The 16,189-nt window shown below is 62.2% G+C and carries 14 protein-coding genes; 7 read left to right on the top strand and 7 right to left on the bottom strand.

Annotated features, from left to right (window positions below):
* Window positions 1–3 precede the first annotated feature (3 nt).
* The 6 genes from GR212_RS28605 (at window position 4) to speB (ending at window position 5,008) form a co-directional block, all read left to right on the top strand.
* The gene (locus tag GR212_RS28605; RefSeq protein WP_163991925.1) at window positions 4–867 is read left to right on the top strand and encodes an ABC transporter substrate-binding protein; all 864 of its coding nucleotides are present in this window, start codon (window positions 4–6) and stop codon (window positions 865–867) included.
* 22 nt (window positions 868–889) lie between these two features.
* Window positions 890–1,696, top strand: a complete 807-nt coding sequence (locus GR212_RS28600; protein WP_163991924.1) for a GntR family transcriptional regulator — start codon at window positions 890–892, stop codon at window positions 1,694–1,696.
* 1 nt (window position 1,697) lies between these two features.
* Window positions 1,698–2,438 carry a BtpA/SgcQ family protein gene (locus tag GR212_RS28595; protein ID WP_163991922.1) on the top strand — a complete coding sequence of 247 codons (741 nt, stop codon included), beginning with the start codon at window positions 1,698–1,700 and terminating at the stop codon, window positions 2,436–2,438.
* Entirely contained in the window at window positions 2,435–2,938 is a 504-nt protein-coding gene (locus GR212_RS28590) for an ureidoglycolate lyase (RefSeq protein WP_163991920.1), read from the top strand. The genes GR212_RS28595 and GR212_RS28590 overlap by 4 nt, the downstream gene beginning before the upstream one ends.
* Window positions 2,935–3,864, top strand: a complete 930-nt coding sequence (locus tag GR212_RS28585) for a carbohydrate kinase family protein (protein ID WP_163991918.1) — start codon at window positions 2,935–2,937, stop codon at window positions 3,862–3,864. The genes GR212_RS28590 and GR212_RS28585 overlap by 4 nt, the downstream gene beginning before the upstream one ends.
* A 109-nt stretch (window positions 3,865–3,973) precedes the next feature.
* Window positions 3,974–5,008 (top strand): agmatinase, encoded by a 1,035-nt coding sequence (gene speB, locus GR212_RS28580; RefSeq protein WP_163991916.1) that lies wholly within the window; start codon window positions 3,974–3,976, stop codon window positions 5,006–5,008.
* Between the two features lie 309 nt (window positions 5,009–5,317).
* On the opposite strand, the gene GR212_RS28575 is transcribed toward speB, so the two are convergent.
* From GR212_RS28575 to GR212_RS28545, 7 genes are all read right to left on the bottom strand, one after another.
* Window positions 5,318–7,132, bottom strand: a complete 1,815-nt coding sequence (locus GR212_RS28575; protein ID WP_246726019.1) for an aminopeptidase P family protein — start codon at window positions 7,130–7,132, stop codon at window positions 5,318–5,320.
* Between the two features lie 14 nt (window positions 7,133–7,146).
* Window positions 7,147–8,448, bottom strand: a complete 1,302-nt coding sequence (locus GR212_RS28570) for an alpha/beta fold hydrolase (protein ID WP_163991912.1) — start codon at window positions 8,446–8,448, stop codon at window positions 7,147–7,149.
* A 12-nt stretch (window positions 8,449–8,460) separates the two neighbouring features.
* Window positions 8,461–9,414: an ABC transporter permease gene (locus GR212_RS28565; RefSeq protein WP_163991910.1), complete on the bottom strand. Its 954-nt coding sequence runs from the start codon at window positions 9,412–9,414 to the stop codon at window positions 8,461–8,463.
* A complete protein-coding gene (locus GR212_RS28560; protein WP_163991907.1) occupies window positions 9,411–10,379 on the bottom strand; it encodes an ABC transporter permease in 969 nt (322 codons plus the stop codon). Before GR212_RS28560 ends, GR212_RS28565 begins: the two co-directional genes overlap by 4 nt.
* Complete coding sequence (locus GR212_RS28555; RefSeq protein ID WP_163991905.1) at window positions 10,376–12,226, bottom strand: ABC transporter ATP-binding protein; 1,851 nt, start codon at window positions 12,224–12,226, stop codon at window positions 10,376–10,378. The genes GR212_RS28560 and GR212_RS28555 overlap by 4 nt, the downstream gene beginning before the upstream one ends.
* A 77-nt stretch (window positions 12,227–12,303) precedes the next feature.
* A complete protein-coding gene (locus GR212_RS28550) occupies window positions 12,304–14,043 on the bottom strand; it encodes an ABC transporter substrate-binding protein (RefSeq protein ID WP_163991903.1) in 1,740 nt (579 codons plus the stop codon).
* An 88-nt stretch (window positions 14,044–14,131) separates the two neighbouring features.
* Window positions 14,132–15,160 (bottom strand): trans-3-hydroxy-L-proline dehydratase, encoded by a 1,029-nt coding sequence (locus GR212_RS28545; RefSeq protein WP_163991900.1) that lies wholly within the window; start codon window positions 15,158–15,160, stop codon window positions 14,132–14,134.
* 320 nt (window positions 15,161–15,480) lie between these two features.
* Here GR212_RS28545 and GR212_RS28540 point away from each other — a divergent pair, with 320 nt between their 5' ends.
* A complete protein-coding gene (locus GR212_RS28540) occupies window positions 15,481–16,155 on the top strand; it encodes a GntR family transcriptional regulator (protein ID WP_163991898.1) in 675 nt (224 codons plus the stop codon).
* Window positions 16,156–16,189 lie beyond the last annotated feature (34 nt).

Below are 16,189 nucleotides of genomic sequence, written 5' to 3'. Positions count from 1 at the left end.
ACAATGAAAAAGGGACTTTCAAAGGTACTGGGGCTCGCCTCGGCCGCGCTTATAGGCCTTGCGGCGAGCGGCGCGGCTCATGCCGCCGGCGACGAGAAGCTGGCTGCCGCCCTGCCGCAGGCGGTGCGCTCGGCCGGCAAGCTTAACTTCACCATCAGCCTCGCCTATCCGCCGATGGAATACAGCGATGCCGGTTCGACCGAACTCAAGGGCTTCGACATCGACCTCGCCAAAGCCGTCGCCGAGCGTCTGGGCCTGACGGCGGAGTTCCAGAACGTCGAGTTTCCGCAGCTCATCCCGCAGGTCGTGACCGGCCGCTCCGACATGGTCATCACCGCCTTCTCCGACAAGACCGAACGCCAGAAGCAGCTCGACTTCATCGACTACTTCAAGACAGGCAACGTCTTCTACACGACCACCGACCATCAAAGCGAGATCAAGACCGAAGCCGACCTTTGCGGCAAGACGGTCGCGGTGGCGACGGGAACGAGCTGGGTCACCTGGGCGGAAGATCTCGGCAAGGCTATCTGCCCGGCAGGCAAGCTGATCAACGTCATCCAGATCCCGACCCAGGCCGAGCATATCATGCAGATCCGCCAGGGCCGTGCGCAAGCCTCGGTGATCGGCCTCGAAGGCCTGCTTGATTTGATGAAGCAGGAACCGGGCAAGTTTTACCAGATCGGCCAGGTGGGCGACGTGAATTACTACGGCATCGCCTTTGCAAAGGCGAACGGCGAGCTGCGCGATGCCGTGCGCGCCACGCTCGATAAGCTAAAGGCGGACGGCACTTATGCACAGATCCTCGATCGCTATGGCTTGAAAGAAGCAGGCGTCGAAGAGTTCAAGATAAACGGAGCCAACAAGTAACAAGATTCCGTCGGAGCCTGCCTTGACCCAACCTTCCACATCAGATGCCAAAACAACAGGCGAACGCCTGGACGACAGACTGTCGCGCCTTCGTCTCGACCTCTATTCGAGCGAGCAGCTTTACCGGCAGCTCTATCGGGCTTTACGGGCCGCAATACTCAGCGGGGACTTTTCCGAAGGAGAATCGATCCCATCGGAAAACCAGTTGCGCGACCAGTTCGGCATTGCCCGTACCACGGTGCGCAACGCCATGGCGCTCCTGGTGTCGGAAGGGCTGGTTCAGCAGGTTCGCGGCAGAGGCACGATCGTCTCGCATCGGCCGATCAGCCACAATATCTGGAACTTCGGCAGTTTCACGGAGCTCGCCCGCCGGCAGGGCCAGCGTCCGGTAACGAGGGTGCTGGAGCACCGGGTGGACAATGGCGAACTCCTCCTGGTGCGTGCACGAGGGCTTGCCAACGGCGAAACGATCAGCTGGCTGAACGTCGACACCTCGCAGCTCGATCTTTCCCTCTATCCGGGCATCGATGCCTACGATTTCGGCGAGCAATCGCTCTACGAGGTGCTGCGCCGCGATTATAACCGCCATCCCCTCCGCTCGGAACTGCTGCTCACTGTCGTGCCGCCGTCCGATCGCCTGCGGGAGGTCTTTGCTCCGGCACTTGAAGTGCCGGGCTATCTTTGCGCCAGCGGGGACGTACTTGACGCCGACGACCGGTTGGTCGAGCGCACGTCGATCGTCTACTCGCCGGCCGTCCAGATGAAATTCGCAACGCGCTGGGGGCGCGAGACCGCACCCGTTGACAGCGGTGTGACGCAGGAGAACTGACATGAGCCGCTTCGGCGAGACTTTCACTACCTCGAAACCCATTCTCGGCATGCTGCACCTGTCCGGCGACGGCCCCGCCGCAAAGCGTGCGCAGGCCGAGGAAGAAGCCCGCATCATGGCCGGTGAAGGTGTCGACGGGCTGGTGGTCGAGAACTACTTCGGCGACGCCGACGATGTGGAGCGTGTGCTCGAGCGGCTATGCGTCCTTGATCTCGGCTCGAAGATTGGCGTCAACGTGTTGCGCGACAACGAGCGCGCTTTCGCGCTGGCGGAGCAATATCCGGTCGCCTTCCTCCAGGTCGATTCCGTCGCCGGTCACTTGCCGCCGGAGGCCGACATGACCTTCGCTGCCGATCTCGCTGCAAGGAGAGCCAAAGTCCGGGCGCTGTTGCTCGGCGGCGTGCGCTTCAAATATCAGCCGATCCTTTCGGGCCGGCCGGAAGAAGAGGATGTGCGCATCGGTGCCGCCCGCTGCGACGGTCTCGTCGTCACGTCGGACGCCACCGGTCAACCGACCGATATGGAGAAGGTCGCGCGCTTCCGCTCGGTAACTGGAGCCGGCACGCCGCTTCTCATCGGCGCCGGCCTCACCGAAGCAAATGCCGTCGAGCAGCTCGCTGAAGCTGATGGCGCAATCGTTGGGAGCTGGTTCAAGGACAGCCACAAAGATACCGGCCGCGTCGAGGCCGCACATGTCGCCCGCCTGATGCGCGCCGTTCGCACCGCACGGAGCGCCATATGAGCTCCATCGTCGCACGGCATGTAACGGCCGAGAATTTCGCCCGCTACGGCAAGGTCTATGATCTTATCGGCGATGCCGATCCGGATGTAATCCGGACGACGGGCGAGGGATGGACCGACGGGTTCACCCGCAGGCCGCTGATTGACGGCTCGGGCCATCTCGGCATGACGCGCGGTGGAAGCGCCCCTTGGAACTGCGCGGCCATGGAGCGGCATCCGCAGACGGAAGAGGCGATCTTCTGCGCCGCCGACGCGGTGGTCCTTGCCGTCGCACCGGCCTCGATGGCCAGCGCGCCGCATCGCGACGATATCGAGGCGTTCATCATCGCTCCGGGGCAGGGAGTGGTGATGCACCGCAACGTCTGGCATGATGCCTGCAGAGGCGTCTCCGGCCCGACCTCCTATTATTGGATGGCGATTTGCGGCCTCGGCGAAAGCCCGTGGGTCCCGGTTGCCGCCGGACCGCTGCAAGTCCGCACCAACGAAGGGTCGGGCGCATGACGGCGTTTTTCATCGGCGACGTGGCGCTTGACGAATATTACACCGCCGATCGCTGGCCCGGCCGTGCCGACAAGGGCATGGTCAGGGAACTGCCGGCCGAGATCGGTGGCTCAATCGCAAACGCAGCGGTCGTACATGCGACCCTTGGCGGTGACACCCAGTTCATTTCCTTGCTGAACGATAGCCAGCTATCGCACCGCATGATTGCCGATCTCAGGCAAAACGGTGTCGGGGTCGATCATATGCTGACGGATCCCGCCATTCCGGAATCGCGCAACTTCATCTTCCTGATAGATGGCGAGCACGTCGTCCTTACGGTCGAGATGGGCGAACAGCCGATGTGGCTGGCGCCGGCAACGCTCGCGGCTCTGCGTCAGCCGGGCTTCCTCTACACCACACTTTACCGCGTCCGCCGTCTGCATGCGGAGACCGAGGAAGGTCCGCTTGGGCAGGCCGACCTACTGGCCGATCTGCGCCGTCACGGCCGCCGCGCCATCTTCGACCTTGATGTGGGTGGCTGCGCGCCTGAGGATCTGCCTTATCTCACGGAAGCGGCCGTCGTCATCTTCAACCAGGTCGGCTTCCGAAACGCCTTCGGTCATGATGATCTTTCCCGCATTGGCGGTTGGATACGCGACAATAAGGTCGGTTGGGTCGTGCGCACGTTGGCCGCCGAGGGTGCGGAAGCATTTGACGGGAGCAGCCGCGCATATGTAGCCGGCTACCCAGTTGCCGTGGCAGACGTAACCGGCGCCGGCGATACCTTTGGCGGAGCGCTCACATGGTGTCTCGCCCGCAACCAGCCCCTTGCCGATGCCCTCGATTTCGCCGTCGCCGCCGCCTCGCGTTCGGTCACTGTCCATGGGCCACGCGGCGGCAAGGCACGCGTTGAAGAGGTGGAGCGCTGGCGCGAAGAAAGACGCTGATTGGGCGGCGGCACATTGGCGCGCCTATCGCAATGGCCGGCTGGCCGACTTGGGCATGATGTCAGGTTCCGGGCCAAAGGTGACATCAACGTAAGGAGGAAATCAAACAATGGATACCGAGAAGCTGCGCGCGCTCAGGGAAAAGTATTTGGCTGCGTCGGGGGGAGACATTTTCGACGCGGATTTTGCAAAGGTCGCCAAGTCTCAGTTCAACGGAAGCGACAAGCGCAGGTGGCCATTTGCCGGTGTCCCGACATTCCTTGACGCGCCATACCTGCCAAACGCTCAGGACCTCCCCGATTTTGGAGGGATCGATGTGGCGCTTGCGGGAGTTCCCATGGATCTGGGCGTCACCAACCGGAACGGAAGCAGGTTCGGCCCCCGGGCGTTGAGAACCATCGAACGCATTGGTCCCTACGAGCATGTCCTCAGATGTGCCCCCTTTTCGGAGGCCAAGATTGCCGATATCGGCGATGTGCCGATGGAGAGCAGATATGATCTCGCGCGCTGCCATTCCGATATCGAGGCGTTCTACAAGCGCCTTGTGGCCGCGGGGATAAGGCCGCTCAGCGTGGGTGGCGACCATTCAATCACGTCATCGATCTTGAAGGCCGTTGGTGAAAAGCAGCCCGTTGGCCTGATCCACATCGATGCGCATTGCGACACGGCCGGACCATACGAAGGCGCGAAATTTCAGCACGGTGGGCCGTTTCGCCTTGCCGTATTGGACGGCGTTCTCGACCCCGATCGCACGATCCAAATCGGAATTCGAGGAGGAGCCGAATATCTTTGGGAATTCTCGTATGAATCGGGGATGACGGTCATTCACGCCGAAGAGGTGGCCGGTATCGGCATCGAGGCTCTTGTTGAAAAGGCACGGATGTTGGTCGGCGATCATCCGACCTACATCTCCTTCGACATTGATAGCATCGATCCTGGCTTCGCCCCTGGCACAGGCACTCCCGAAGTGGGCGGTCTGTCGCCTGGACAGGCTCTGGCGCTTCTTCGCGGCCTGAAGGGGGTTAACGTCGTTGGGGCGGATGTCGTGGAAGTCGCGCCGCAATACGACTCCACGACCAATACGGCGCAGATTGCCGCTCAGATGATGTTCACCATCCTTTGCCTGATGGTCGGAAAATTCTGATCGGCGGGCAAAAGCCGCTGGAGAAATGCTTGAATCTGTTGGCCTCCGAAAGCGGGCCGCGGATTTTCAGGGTGACGTGATGTTGTGGGATCTCCGCTGCAGCGCGGCTTCGAACAAATACGGGCAGTCGGGATATGCCATGGCGTTGCAGACAACGGCGTAGCCCGCCGCGGCCGAGATTGGGGAGTGGAATCGCGCAAGAAGCCCGGCACCTCATACAGTATCGGCACTGTGCTTCCGGTTGACTTAGGCGCATCGGCCGTCGCGGGCCGTGCGCGACCTGGCGCTTGAGTGTCAGTCGGGGCGATATCATCGCTCGTTAGCCTGATGGCGTTGCGCGATTGGCTGCGTATGCCGGAGGAGATAGGGGCGGGTCTCAGGGTCGACCTTCTCCGAAAGCTGCGAACGAACCTGTGCGTGATAAGTGTCCAGAAAATCGATTTCCGCCGCCGTCAGGCTGTCGAGCTTGGCCATGCGAAGATCGATGGGTGCCAGCGTCAGACTATCGAAGCGGCAGAAGCCCGGCTTGTCGGCCACGACCTCCACCTGGTTCTCGATCCGAATGCCGAAGGCGCCCGCCTTGTAGTAGCCGGGCTCGACCGTCATGATCGTGCCGGGTTCCAGATTGTGCGGGTTGGGCTTTTTCGCGAAACGGTGCGGATATTCGTGGATCAGTAGATTGTGGCCGACGCCATGCCCCGTCCCATGATCGTAATCCAGCCCCATGTCCCATAGCGGGCGGCGTGCCAGCGCGTCCAGCTGGTGCCCCTGTGTTCCAAGCGGGAAGCGCGCCGTCACCAGTGCGATGAAGCCTTTCAGAACCGCGGTATAGGCCTCCCGCATTTCATCGCTGGCTTCGCCGAACAGGACGGTGCGGGTCACATCCGTCGTCCCGTTGGCGTATTGGCCGCCGGAATCGATCAGATAGAAGCTGTTCTCTTCGATGGCGGCATTCGTATCGGGTTGGGCGTGATAGTGGCACATGGCCGCATTGCCGCCCGCGGCCGAGATCGTGCGGAAGCTCGGTTCGAAATAGCCGGCATGCTTGGCGCGAAAGGCGATCAGTTGCTCCTCTGCGTCCAATTCGGTCAGGAGCAGCTCCGAGGCCTGCCGGCGATGCCATTCTCTGTCGAGCCAGGCCAGGAAATTGGTAAGCGCGATGCCGTCCTCGATGTGGCAGGCGCGAAAGCCTTCCAGCTCCGTGGCATTCTTGGTGGCCTTGGCGCTTGCAAGAAGACTCGTTTGCTCGATCGTCTGGCCCCCAGCCGCCTTGATGCGGGCGCGGACCGCTTGCGGCGCGAAGTCGGGGTCGATCAGCGTCGTCTTGCCTGCTGACGCCTTTCCGACGGCACCGAGAAAATCCTCCGGGTCGGCTATCGTGACATCGGACAATTCGAACTCGGCCCGATCGTTGCCGAGCTTGCGGTGATCGACGAACCATTGAGCGCGATTGTCGGCATCGAGCAGCAGGAAGGAATGCGGCACGGGGTCCATGGCGACATCGGAACCGCGCACGTTCAGCAGCCATGCAATGTTGTCGGGCGACGTCTCCACCAGCTGATCCGCACCCAGCGCCTTCAGCCTGCCCGCGATCCGATCGCGCTTGCTTGCCGACGTTTCTCCGGAAACCGCAGGCGGCATTGCCCGGATGAGACCGACCGGCCGCGGCGGCCGGTCGATCCATATTTCATCGAACGGATCCGCATCGAGCGTTATCAGTTCGACACCCGCCGCCTTGCATCCCGCCAGCAGCTTTTCATAGAGGGCGCCGCTGATGAGCAGGGTGTGAATACCGATCCGCCAGCCCGGCTTTCCGTGATGGCTCAGCCAGAGATCAAGCGGATCGTCATGGAGATGATGAACGGCAAAGGCGGATAGATCCACTTCGTTGCGCACCTGCACCTGATAGCGTCCGTCGACGAAGATCAGCGCCTGCTCCTGCTGCACGAACGCCATGCCGGCGGAGCCGGTGAAGCCGCTTATATATTCCAGGCAATCGTCATGCGCCGCCGTGACTTCGCTCTGGTGGGCGTCCGTTCGCGGGACGATCAACCCATCCAGCTTCGCCCTTGCAAGCCAGGTGCGTACATTGGTCAGCCTGCCGGTATTTTCAGTTTTGCTCATCGTCATCCCCACGATCATTCCGCCGCAAGCGGCCCGCCCTTTTGCGCGACGAACGCGGCAAGCCGTTCGAACACCGATGCCGACTGGCGAATGCCGTCATGCTCGAATTCATTGGTGATCCAGAAATCCAGATTGCCGACTGCGCGCGCGGTTTGCAGCGAAAGGCCGGCGTCTACATACATGTCGTCATGGTAGATCGCGGCGGCGACCGGGATTTCGTTTGCTGCGAGACGATCGCGATCGTAGAGCGCGCTATGATGCGGGCGCTGAGCCAGTGTTTCGGCAGCGGCCCTGAACGGCTTGAGGGAGGAAATCTCCTCGAACATCCAAGGGTAGATCATTTCGCCGGTAAACAGCAAGGGCCGCGCGGCCGGATCGAATTCGGGGAAGTCGGCACGCAGCCGTTCCGCTGACCAGGCCGTCGCGCCGTCGCCCTCTCCATAGATCGCCTCATGGATGGCCGCAAACAGCGGATTGCCGTGATAGGAGGTGAGGTTCATGACCGAAGCCAGGAAGTGATCCGAAAGCCTGTCCTGCTTCCCGTCCGCAAAGGCCTCGTCCACCAGCCAGTGAATGTTCTCGAAGCCGTGCGCCATGCCGAAATCGAGGCCGACGGTCTGGACGCGGCGCACGGTCAGCCGGTCGCCGTCCGGCAGGCGCACGTCGTTTCCGTCGATGAAATCCGCAATCTTGCCGACGAGCGCGACATCGCCCGGATATCGCTTGTAGTAAGCGGCATTCTTGGCCCGCACGCGGGGATAGGTGTGGCGATAGACCTCGTCGGCATCAGGCTGGAGGCTGGGAATGCCGCCGGCGATATAGCAGGCGGACAGGCCTTCGGGCGCCTGGCTGAGATAGGTGAGGGTAAGAAAGCCGCCATAGCTCTGGCCAAGCGTTTGCCAGCGGCGGCCCTCAAGCGCCGTTTTGCGGAAATGCTCCAGATCCTTGACGATGGAATCGGCGCGGAAGCAGGCCAGATAGTCGGCACCCGCTTCGCCATCGAGCTGGCCGATCGTCGCCGCGTCGACCGGAGTCGAGCGCCCCGTGCCGCGCTGGTCCGGCAGAATGACGCGCTGCGTTTTCAGGGCCTCGGCCAGCCATGACGGGCCGCCGCGCGTGGGGCGGGGCGACTTGCCGCCGGGGCCGCCCTGCAGGAAGCAGAGAACCGGCAGCGTTTCGGCCTTGCGGACCGGATCGACGACCTCGCGCGCAAAAAACTCGATGGTCCTGCCGGATGGATCGGACCAGTCGAGTGGCACGGTGAGGAGGTGATCGCGGATATGCATTCCGGGGATGGTGTATTCGGAAACGATCATGATGATGGTCTTTCAGCGTACGCGGGGGTCGAGCAACACGTAGAAGAGGTCGACGACGATATTGGATATGACGATGAACACTCCGCCGAGCAATACGACGCCGATGATGATGGGACGATCCTGATTGGCGACGGCTTGAACCGCAAGCGCGCCCACGCCCTGCAGCCCATAGACCTGTTCGATGATGATGACACCGCCGAGCAGCATGGCGATATCGGCCCCGAGCTGGGTGACAAGCGGCGTCAGCACCGCCCGAAGACCATGTTTCCAGACCACGCGCCGCTCGCTGAGGCCCTTGGCGCGAGCGGTGCGGATATAGTCCTCGCCCATCACGTCGAGCATCTGGCCGCGCGTCAACCGGGCATAGACCGCGGCCATGGTCAAGGCCAGCGTGGTCCACGGCAGCACGAGATGCCATGCCCAAAGCAGCGGCTGGGTCGTCAGCGCCTTGTATCCGCCGGGAGGGAAGAGAGTGAACCCTGCCTGCTTGGGGATGAAGTAAAGGAGATAGAGTGACATCATCCCGAGCACGAAGGTCGGAAAGCTCAAACCCACGAGGATGAAGGCTTGTCCGATGCGGTCCCGCAGGCCGCCGGCGTATCGTGCCGACATGATCCCCATCGGGATGCCAATGGCGAGCCAAAGCAGCGCGCCGCCCAAAACAAGGGACAGGGTCACGGGAATCCGTCGAACGATGATCGGCGCGACCGGCTGCTGGTTGCGGTAGGAAAAGCCGAGGTCGCCTGACAGTGCCTTCTGCATGAAGGCGCCATATTGCACGATGATCGGCCGGTCGACGCCGAGATTCTTGCGGATCTGTTCGAGCTGGCTTTCGGTCGCCTTGTCGCCGGCGATCATGCGGGCGGGGTCGCCGGGCGCAACGAAGAACAGGAAGAACACGAAGGCGGAGAGCATCAGAAGGACGCCCGCGCCGAAGATCAGGCGCTGGGTAAGAAATCGGATCATCGCTTGGACGCTCCCCTGGATTGCAGCCTGAAACGACGGACGGTGCGCGCACTCTTCGGATCGAGCGCGTCGCGCAGACCGTCGCCGAGGATATTGAAGGCAAGCGTCGTCAGCAGCAGCGCCGTGCCGGGCACGAAGACCAGCCACCAGGCGACGAGGTAGAGGGAGTTGGACGATGCGTCCGCCAGCATTCCGCCCCAGCTCGGCGTGGGAGGCACGATTCCCATGCCGAGAAACGACAGGGTCGCCTCGAAGACGATCGAGCTCGGGATCTGCATGGTGGTGTAGACGATGATGGGAGCCGCCAGATTGGGCAGGATGTCGACGACCATGATCGAAAGAGGGCCAGCGCCGAGCGAGCGGCTTGCCTGAACGAAATCCTGCTTGCGCAGCGAGATCACCTGACCGCGGATGACGCGCGCCATTGGAGCCCAGCTGAAGAAGACGATCACGCAGACGCTGAGCGTCAGGCTAGGGCCGAAGGCCGATACGAGCGCAAGGGCGCAGAGCAGGAAAGGGACGCTCATGACGAGGTCCATCAGCCGGCTGAGCACGATATCGGTCAGGCCGCCATGATAACCTGCCGTCGTGCCGACGATCACGGCGATCGTTGATGCCAGCACAGAGGCGAATACTCCCACCAGCAGGGAAATACGGGCGCCGTAGGCGAGCCGCACCAGCACGTCGCGGCCCAGCTGATCGGTGCCGAGCCAGAATTGTTCGCCCGGTCCGACAGGAATGCCGGCCGGCGAAAGACCGGTATCGCGGAACTGCTCGATGGGCGAATGCCCGGTCAACGCGGCGATCCACGGCGCCGTGATCGCGAGCACGACGATGACCAGAATGACGCCGAGGGCGATCATGCTCGCCTTGTCGCGTTGCAGGCGGCGCAGCGTCAGCTCGAGCGAGCCGCGCTGCACCACGTCCGTCTGCGTTGAAGCATCTGGTGTTGCGACGTCGTTCATGCTGTCACCTGTCTCGTCTCGATCAATGACCTCGGGGGCTTTCCATCGTCGGCGACGGAAAGTGTTTTCGATGCGGATAGCAATGTGCGGGTATAGGGGTGCCGCGGATCGGCGAAGAGCTGCTCGGACGCGGCCAGCTCGACGATCTTGCCGCCTTGCATGACGGCGATCCTGTCGCAGATGTGGCGCACGACGGAGAGATCGTGCGAGATGAACAGATAGGTCAGGCCCAGCTCCCGCTGCAATTCCTTGAGCAGATTGAGGACCTGCGCCTGGATCGATACATCCAGTGCCGAGACGGGTTCGTCGCAGATGACGAGCGCCGGATTGAGGGCCAAGGCGCGCGCGATGCCGATCCTCTGGCGCTGGCCGCCGGAGAATTCCGCCGGAAAGCGGTTATAGTGCTCGGGGTTGAGGCCGACCATCTCCATCAGATGCCGCACCTTTTCGCGGCGCTCCTCTCCCGACGCGACACCGTGCAGGCGGAAGGGATCGCCGATAATGGCGCCCACGCGGCGGCGCGGATTGAGCGATCCGAACGGGTCCTGGAAGACGAGCTGGATCTGCCGGCGCATCTCGCGCCATTCGCGGCCCTTGAGATTGCTCATATCGTGGCCAAGCACGTTGATCTTGCCCGACGTCGCCGGCGTCAGTCCGGCGACGATGCGAGCCAGAGTGGACTTTCCGCAACCGCTTTCACCGACGAGGCCGACCGTTTCTCCGCGCGCAATCGTCAGGTCGATGCCTTTCAGGACTTCGAGGGTGCGTTTCTGCCCGAAGAAGCTGCCGACATGATAGGTGAGGCGGACGTCTTCAATCTTCGCGATCTGTTCGGAACGGGCGACCTTGGCCCCGGTTTTCCCGGCGGTTCCGGCAAGCGAAGGCGGCGCGGTCTTCGGTTCCAGCAGACAGAGGGATTCGACGCCGTCGCTGTAGACGCGCAAGGGCGGAACCCGTTTCGTGCAGTCGGCAAGCTGCTCACTGCAGCGCGGCGCGAAGATGCATCCGGCAGGCGTTGCCAGCAGGCTCGGCGGACGCCCCCTGATCGGAACCAGCTGCGTGCCCGGCGCGTAGCTTGCCGGTGTCGATCGCAGCAATCCCGCCGTATAGGGGTGTGCCGGTGATCGGAAAACGCTGCGGGCCGGCCCGTATTCGAGCCGATTGCCGGCATACATGACCATGACATCGTCGGCGACGCTCGACAGCAGGCCGAGATCGTGCGTGATTAAAATGATGGTGGTGCCGAAATCGCGCCGCATGGTGTCGAGCAGATCGATGATCTGAGCTTGAACCGTGACGTCAAGCGCGGTCGTCGGCTCGTCGGCGATGATGAGCGCAGGATTGAGGATGAGCGCCATGGCGATCATCACGCGCTGGCGCATCCCGCCTGAGAACTGATGCGGGTAGCTGTCGAAACGTTCGGCGGGCGAGGGGATGCCAACCTTGCCGAGCATATCGATCACCCGGGCGCGAGCGGCTTCGCGATCGATCGTCTCATGCGTATGCAGGACCTCGGCGATCTGCGAGCCAATGGTGTAGAAGGGATGCAGGCTCGACAATGGGTCCTGAAAGACCATGCCGATGCGCCCGCCTCGCAAGGCGCGCATGCTCGATTGAGGCAGGCTGAGAAGATTCCGGCCCTCGAGCCAGACCTCGCCGCGAACATCGGCATTGGGCAGAAGCCCCATGACGGCCTGTGTCAGCACGCTCTTTCCCGAGCCGGATTCGCCTGCAATGCCGAAAATCGAACCGGGCCTGATCGAAAAGGAGACGTTGCGTACGGCATGTACGACGCCATCCTCGGTCGGAATATCGACCGTCAGTCCCTTTGCCTCCAGAATGGTCAAGGGTAACCTCGCATTTTAACCGAGATTGCGTTCAGGCGCCGCAGCGGAGCTGCGGCGCCATGCATGGGAGCGACGGATCAGCGTTCGATCCAGAGGTTGGTCCAATCGCCTTCCACGCCCAGGGCATAGGGCTGGAAGTTCTTCACCGCTTCGCTGCGATAGCGCGGGTTCTTGTTGGCGATCAGCGGAACCACCGGCGCGTCGGCCATGACCATTTCATCGACCTCAGCCCACAGCTTTCCGGTTTCCTCCGGCGTGGTGGCGTTGATTGCCTTCGCGGCAATCTCGTTTGCCTTCGGATTGTTGTAGTCGGTGTAGTTGTAGGTCTGATGCGTGCCGTCGAAGGTGAACTGCGGCTGGAAGACGGATCGCGCAGCGCCGCCAACCCAGTCCGGTGTCCAGCCCACGGGCGCGATATCCCAGGTGCCGTTCTTCGTGTTCACCGGATTGGTCATGAATTTCGAGTAGTAGTCGGCGGCGGTTACGGGCGCGAGTTCAAGCTTGATGCCGGCGCGCGCCATGCTGGCCTGGATGGTGGCGGCCGTTGCCACCTCCAGATCCTTGTTGCGATAGGGCATCTTCAGTGTGATGCCGTTCGGGAAGCCGGCCGCGGCGAGCAGGGCCTTGGCCTTCTCCGGATCGCCCTTGGATTCCGGCGAGGGATAGAGGTCGAACTTGTGATGCCCGAGCACGCCAAGTCCCAAAATACCCGTGGCGGGTTCGGCAACCTTCGGGCCGCCCCACTGCTGCACGATCGCGGCCTTGTCGATGGCATATTCCAGCGCTTGGCGCACGCGGATGTCCTTCAACGCGCCCTTGTTGTTGTCGGAGACGGTGTTGATGAACAGGAAGTTCGTGTTGCCGGCCGATAGCGCGGTCAGCTTATCGTCGCCATTGGCGGCGAGAGTCGCCAGGATGGCCGTCGGGACATTGATGTCATAGGCAAGATCGGCGTCTCCCGACTGCAGTTGCTGCATGATGGCGTCGGCCTGCAGCCCCATGGTGATTTCGATATCGTCGACATAGGCCTTGCGCAGCGGATCGCTTTCCGCCTTCCAGGCGGGATTGCGCACCAGCTTCAGGCTGGTATCAGGCGTGTATTCGCCGATGGTGTAAGGGCCGCTTCCGACGAAATGCGTGCGGTATTCCGGGCCGTCGGGAAGATAGTCGAGCACTTCAACCGGAGCCGGAGCCGGCATGGGCAGCGAGAGCATGTAGATGAAGTCGCCCGCGCGTTCCTTGAGCTTGAAAATGACCGTCTGGTCGTCGGGCGTTTCGATGCCCTTCACGTCATTTTCTTCTATGTATTTCTTCATGTCGGCGACGGTCGGCGGCACCTTGGCGAAGCCGTCACAGAATTCGCTCAGGCCGGAGATGAGCGCCGTGAAGTAGGTCAGCGTGGAGGCTTGCATGAGCGGATTGCAAAGCCGCTTGAAGCCGCGCTTCACATCCGCCGAGGTAATCTGGCGCGCGCCGGAAGGTGCATTCCACATGGCGCCCTGGCGCAGCTTGAACGTGTAGGTCAGGCCGTTGTCCGTCGGCTGCGGAACCTCCGTCGCGAGATCGCCGACCGGCTTGATGGCAATATCGGGGTCGTTGGAAGCCTGATAGCTGACCAGCTGCCGCGATATGGCGCGCAGCAGGTTGTTGGTGTTTACCATGCCTGCCAGCGCAGGATCGATATGATCAGGCTCGCCGGTCGCAAGAATCCGCAGCGTGCCGCCGGTGACGGGTTCGTCGGCCACGGCGAAGCCCGGCAGCGAAAGAGCGATAAGCAAAGATGCGACCGAAACGGTCGATTTCCACGAAGTACGCAAGGTTATCCTCCCAGTTATTTGCGTTCAGTTCAAATCGCGAGGAAGGCCTTCCTGCGAATGCCGTCCTCCGCGACAGGTTGGCTTTCCTCTAGAGATCCATGGGCCAAGTGTCGGAGAGCCTGTATCCGGCCGGGAAAGGATCATCGGGATCGACCATGAGCTGGTGCGTGCCGACGATCCATGCGCGGCCTGATATGATCGGGCTGATCGCGGCCGTGCCGTCGAGGTCGACGGCGCCGTCGATGCTGCAATGGAATTCCGTGTCGATGAGCGATGTCCCGACGAACCGGTCGCCGACCTTCATCTGACCCTTTGCATGCAGAACGGCCATGCGCGCCGAGCAGCCGGTGCCGGTCGGCGAGCGGTCGATCTTGCCGGGACGAATGGCGACGGCGTTCTTTCCCCAGAGAACGCCGTCCTTCATCTGGACCGGATCGGTGATCTGGCAGAAGGAGATATGGTTCCAGTCGTTGACAGGATGGCGAAAGCCGAGCTGCTCATTGGCGGCTTCGGTAATTCTGACGCCGAGGCGGGCGATGTCGCGCGCCTGGTCGGGCTGGAGGCTGAGGCCGAGCGAGGCGGCATCGACAAGCACGAAGCTGTCGCCGCCATAGGCGGTATCGACGGTGATCGTGCCGATGCCCTCGACCTCCAGCTTTGCGTCGAGCTTGTCGGCAAAGGACGGGACGTTGCGCACATGAATGCGCTCGGCCTTGCCGTTGCGGCATTCGGCCTTCACCTCGATCAGGCCGCCCGGCGCTTCCAGCACCATGCGGGTGATCGGCTCCTGCATCGGGATGATACCGGTGTCGAGCAGGACGGTCGACACGCAGATCGAGTTCGATCCGGACATGGGCGGCGTATCGGCCGGCTCCATGATGATCCAGGCCATCTGTGCCTCGGGGTTCTTCGGCGGAACGAGCAGGTTCACATGCCGGAAGACGCCGCCGCGCGGTTCGTTGAGAACGAAGTTTCGCAAGGTTTCGTCCTTGGCGATCCAGCGTGATTGTTCCCAGACGGTCGCCCCCGGAGGAGGGGCGACGCCGCCGACGATCACGTCGCCAACCTCTCCTTCGGCATGGCAGCTTACGACATGGATGACTTTCGATGTGCGCATTTCCGTCTCAGTTCCTTACGAATACAGCGGTGGCGTAGCCGAGGCACGGCGCCAGAAGAGGTGACATGCAACATTCCTTCCCGGGGCCGTGATCGTATACGTTATCTTAAATTTTCGGATAACGTATACGATTATGCGCGAGCGTCAAGCGGCATCGCGCGGCTTCGAGCAGGGCCGAGACGGTTGCGATGGCCGTGCTTCCTTTCGCCCAACAGCCGAGATGCGCGCTTGCGCGGCGGAAGGAGATCACGATATTGAGGAGACGCCGCGGCCTTGAAACCGTCGGTCGCCTTCCGCCATTTCCAGGGAATAATGATTGAATGCCTCTCAACGTCGATGAGATACCCAATCTGGGAAAGGCGCCGAGCACGTCGGATGTCATCCTGAAGTTCATCCGGGATTCCATCGCCGACGGCTCCCTCGACGAAGGGGAACCGATCCGTCAGGACGACGTCGCCCGTCTTTTCAACGTCAGCAAGATCCCGGTGCGCGAGGCGCTGAAGCGTCTCGAGGCCGAAGGGCTGGTCGAATTCCATCGCAACAGAGGCGCGATCGTCACCAGCGTTTCGGAACCGGAGATCGCGCAGATCTTCGAGGTGCGCGCCATCCTGGAATCGAATGCGCTGCGGCTTTCAATTCCCTTCATGACGGACAGGACCTTCGGGAAGGCGCAGGCCTATTGCGATGAGTTTGCAAGGGAGGCCGATGTCGCGCGCTGGTCGGAGCTCAACTGGCAATTTCACAGCTGCCTCTATGAGGACGCGCAGAGACCCTATCTAGTCAGCACGATCCGCTCGGTCAACGACCGGCTCGAGCGCTATTTGCGGGTGCAGCTCACTCTGTCGCACGGCAAGGAGACGGCCGATCGCGAGCATCGCGAATTGCTGGCGATCTGCAAGACCGGCGATGTGGAACAGGCGGCCGCGTTCCTGACGGATCACATCATGCAGGCGTGCCGCTCGCTGCTGCACCATCTTCCCGCCAGGCGACGCTGACGGGAAGGGCAGGTATATATGTCCGACTTTCGAA

It is taken from the genome of Martinezella lusitana, assembly GCF_010668395.1.
Classification (GTDB): domain Bacteria; phylum Pseudomonadota; class Alphaproteobacteria; order Rhizobiales; family Rhizobiaceae; genus Rhizobium; species Rhizobium lusitanum_A.
The sequence above is the reverse complement of the archived record's forward strand: the minus strand, read 5'-3'. Positions and strand labels throughout refer to the sequence as shown.

Bases quoted from the DNA above. Each gene is read 5' to 3' on its own strand.
- GR212_RS28605 (WP_163991925.1), top strand. From the start codon at position 4: ATGAAAAAGGGACTTTCAAAGGTACTGGGGCTCGCCTCGGCCGCGCTT.
- GR212_RS28595 (WP_163991922.1), top strand. From the start codon at position 1,698: ATGAGCCGCTTCGGCGAGACTTTCACTACCTCGAAACCCATTCTCGGC.
- GR212_RS28590 (WP_163991920.1), top strand. From the start codon at position 2,435: ATGAGCTCCATCGTCGCACGGCATGTAACGGCCGAGAATTTCGCCCGC.
- GR212_RS28585 (WP_163991918.1), top strand. From the start codon at position 2,935: ATGACGGCGTTTTTCATCGGCGACGTGGCGCTTGACGAATATTACACC.
- speB (WP_163991916.1), top strand. From the start codon at position 3,974: ATGGATACCGAGAAGCTGCGCGCGCTCAGGGAAAAGTATTTGGCTGCG.
- GR212_RS28575 (WP_246726019.1), bottom strand. From the start codon at position 7,132: ATGAGCAAAACTGAAAATACCGGCAGGCTGACCAATGTACGCACCTGG.
- GR212_RS28570 (WP_163991912.1), bottom strand. From the start codon at position 8,448: ATGATCGTTTCCGAATACACCATCCCCGGAATGCATATCCGCGATCAC.
- GR212_RS28565 (WP_163991910.1), bottom strand. From the start codon at position 9,414: ATGATCCGATTTCTTACCCAGCGCCTGATCTTCGGCGCGGGCGTCCTT.
- GR212_RS28560 (WP_163991907.1), bottom strand. From the start codon at position 10,379: ATGAACGACGTCGCAACACCAGATGCTTCAACGCAGACGGACGTGGTG.
- GR212_RS28545 (WP_163991900.1), bottom strand. From the start codon at position 15,160: ATGCGCACATCGAAAGTCATCCATGTCGTAAGCTGCCATGCCGAAGGA.
- GR212_RS28540 (WP_163991898.1), top strand. From the start codon at position 15,481: ATGCCTCTCAACGTCGATGAGATACCCAATCTGGGAAAGGCGCCGAGC.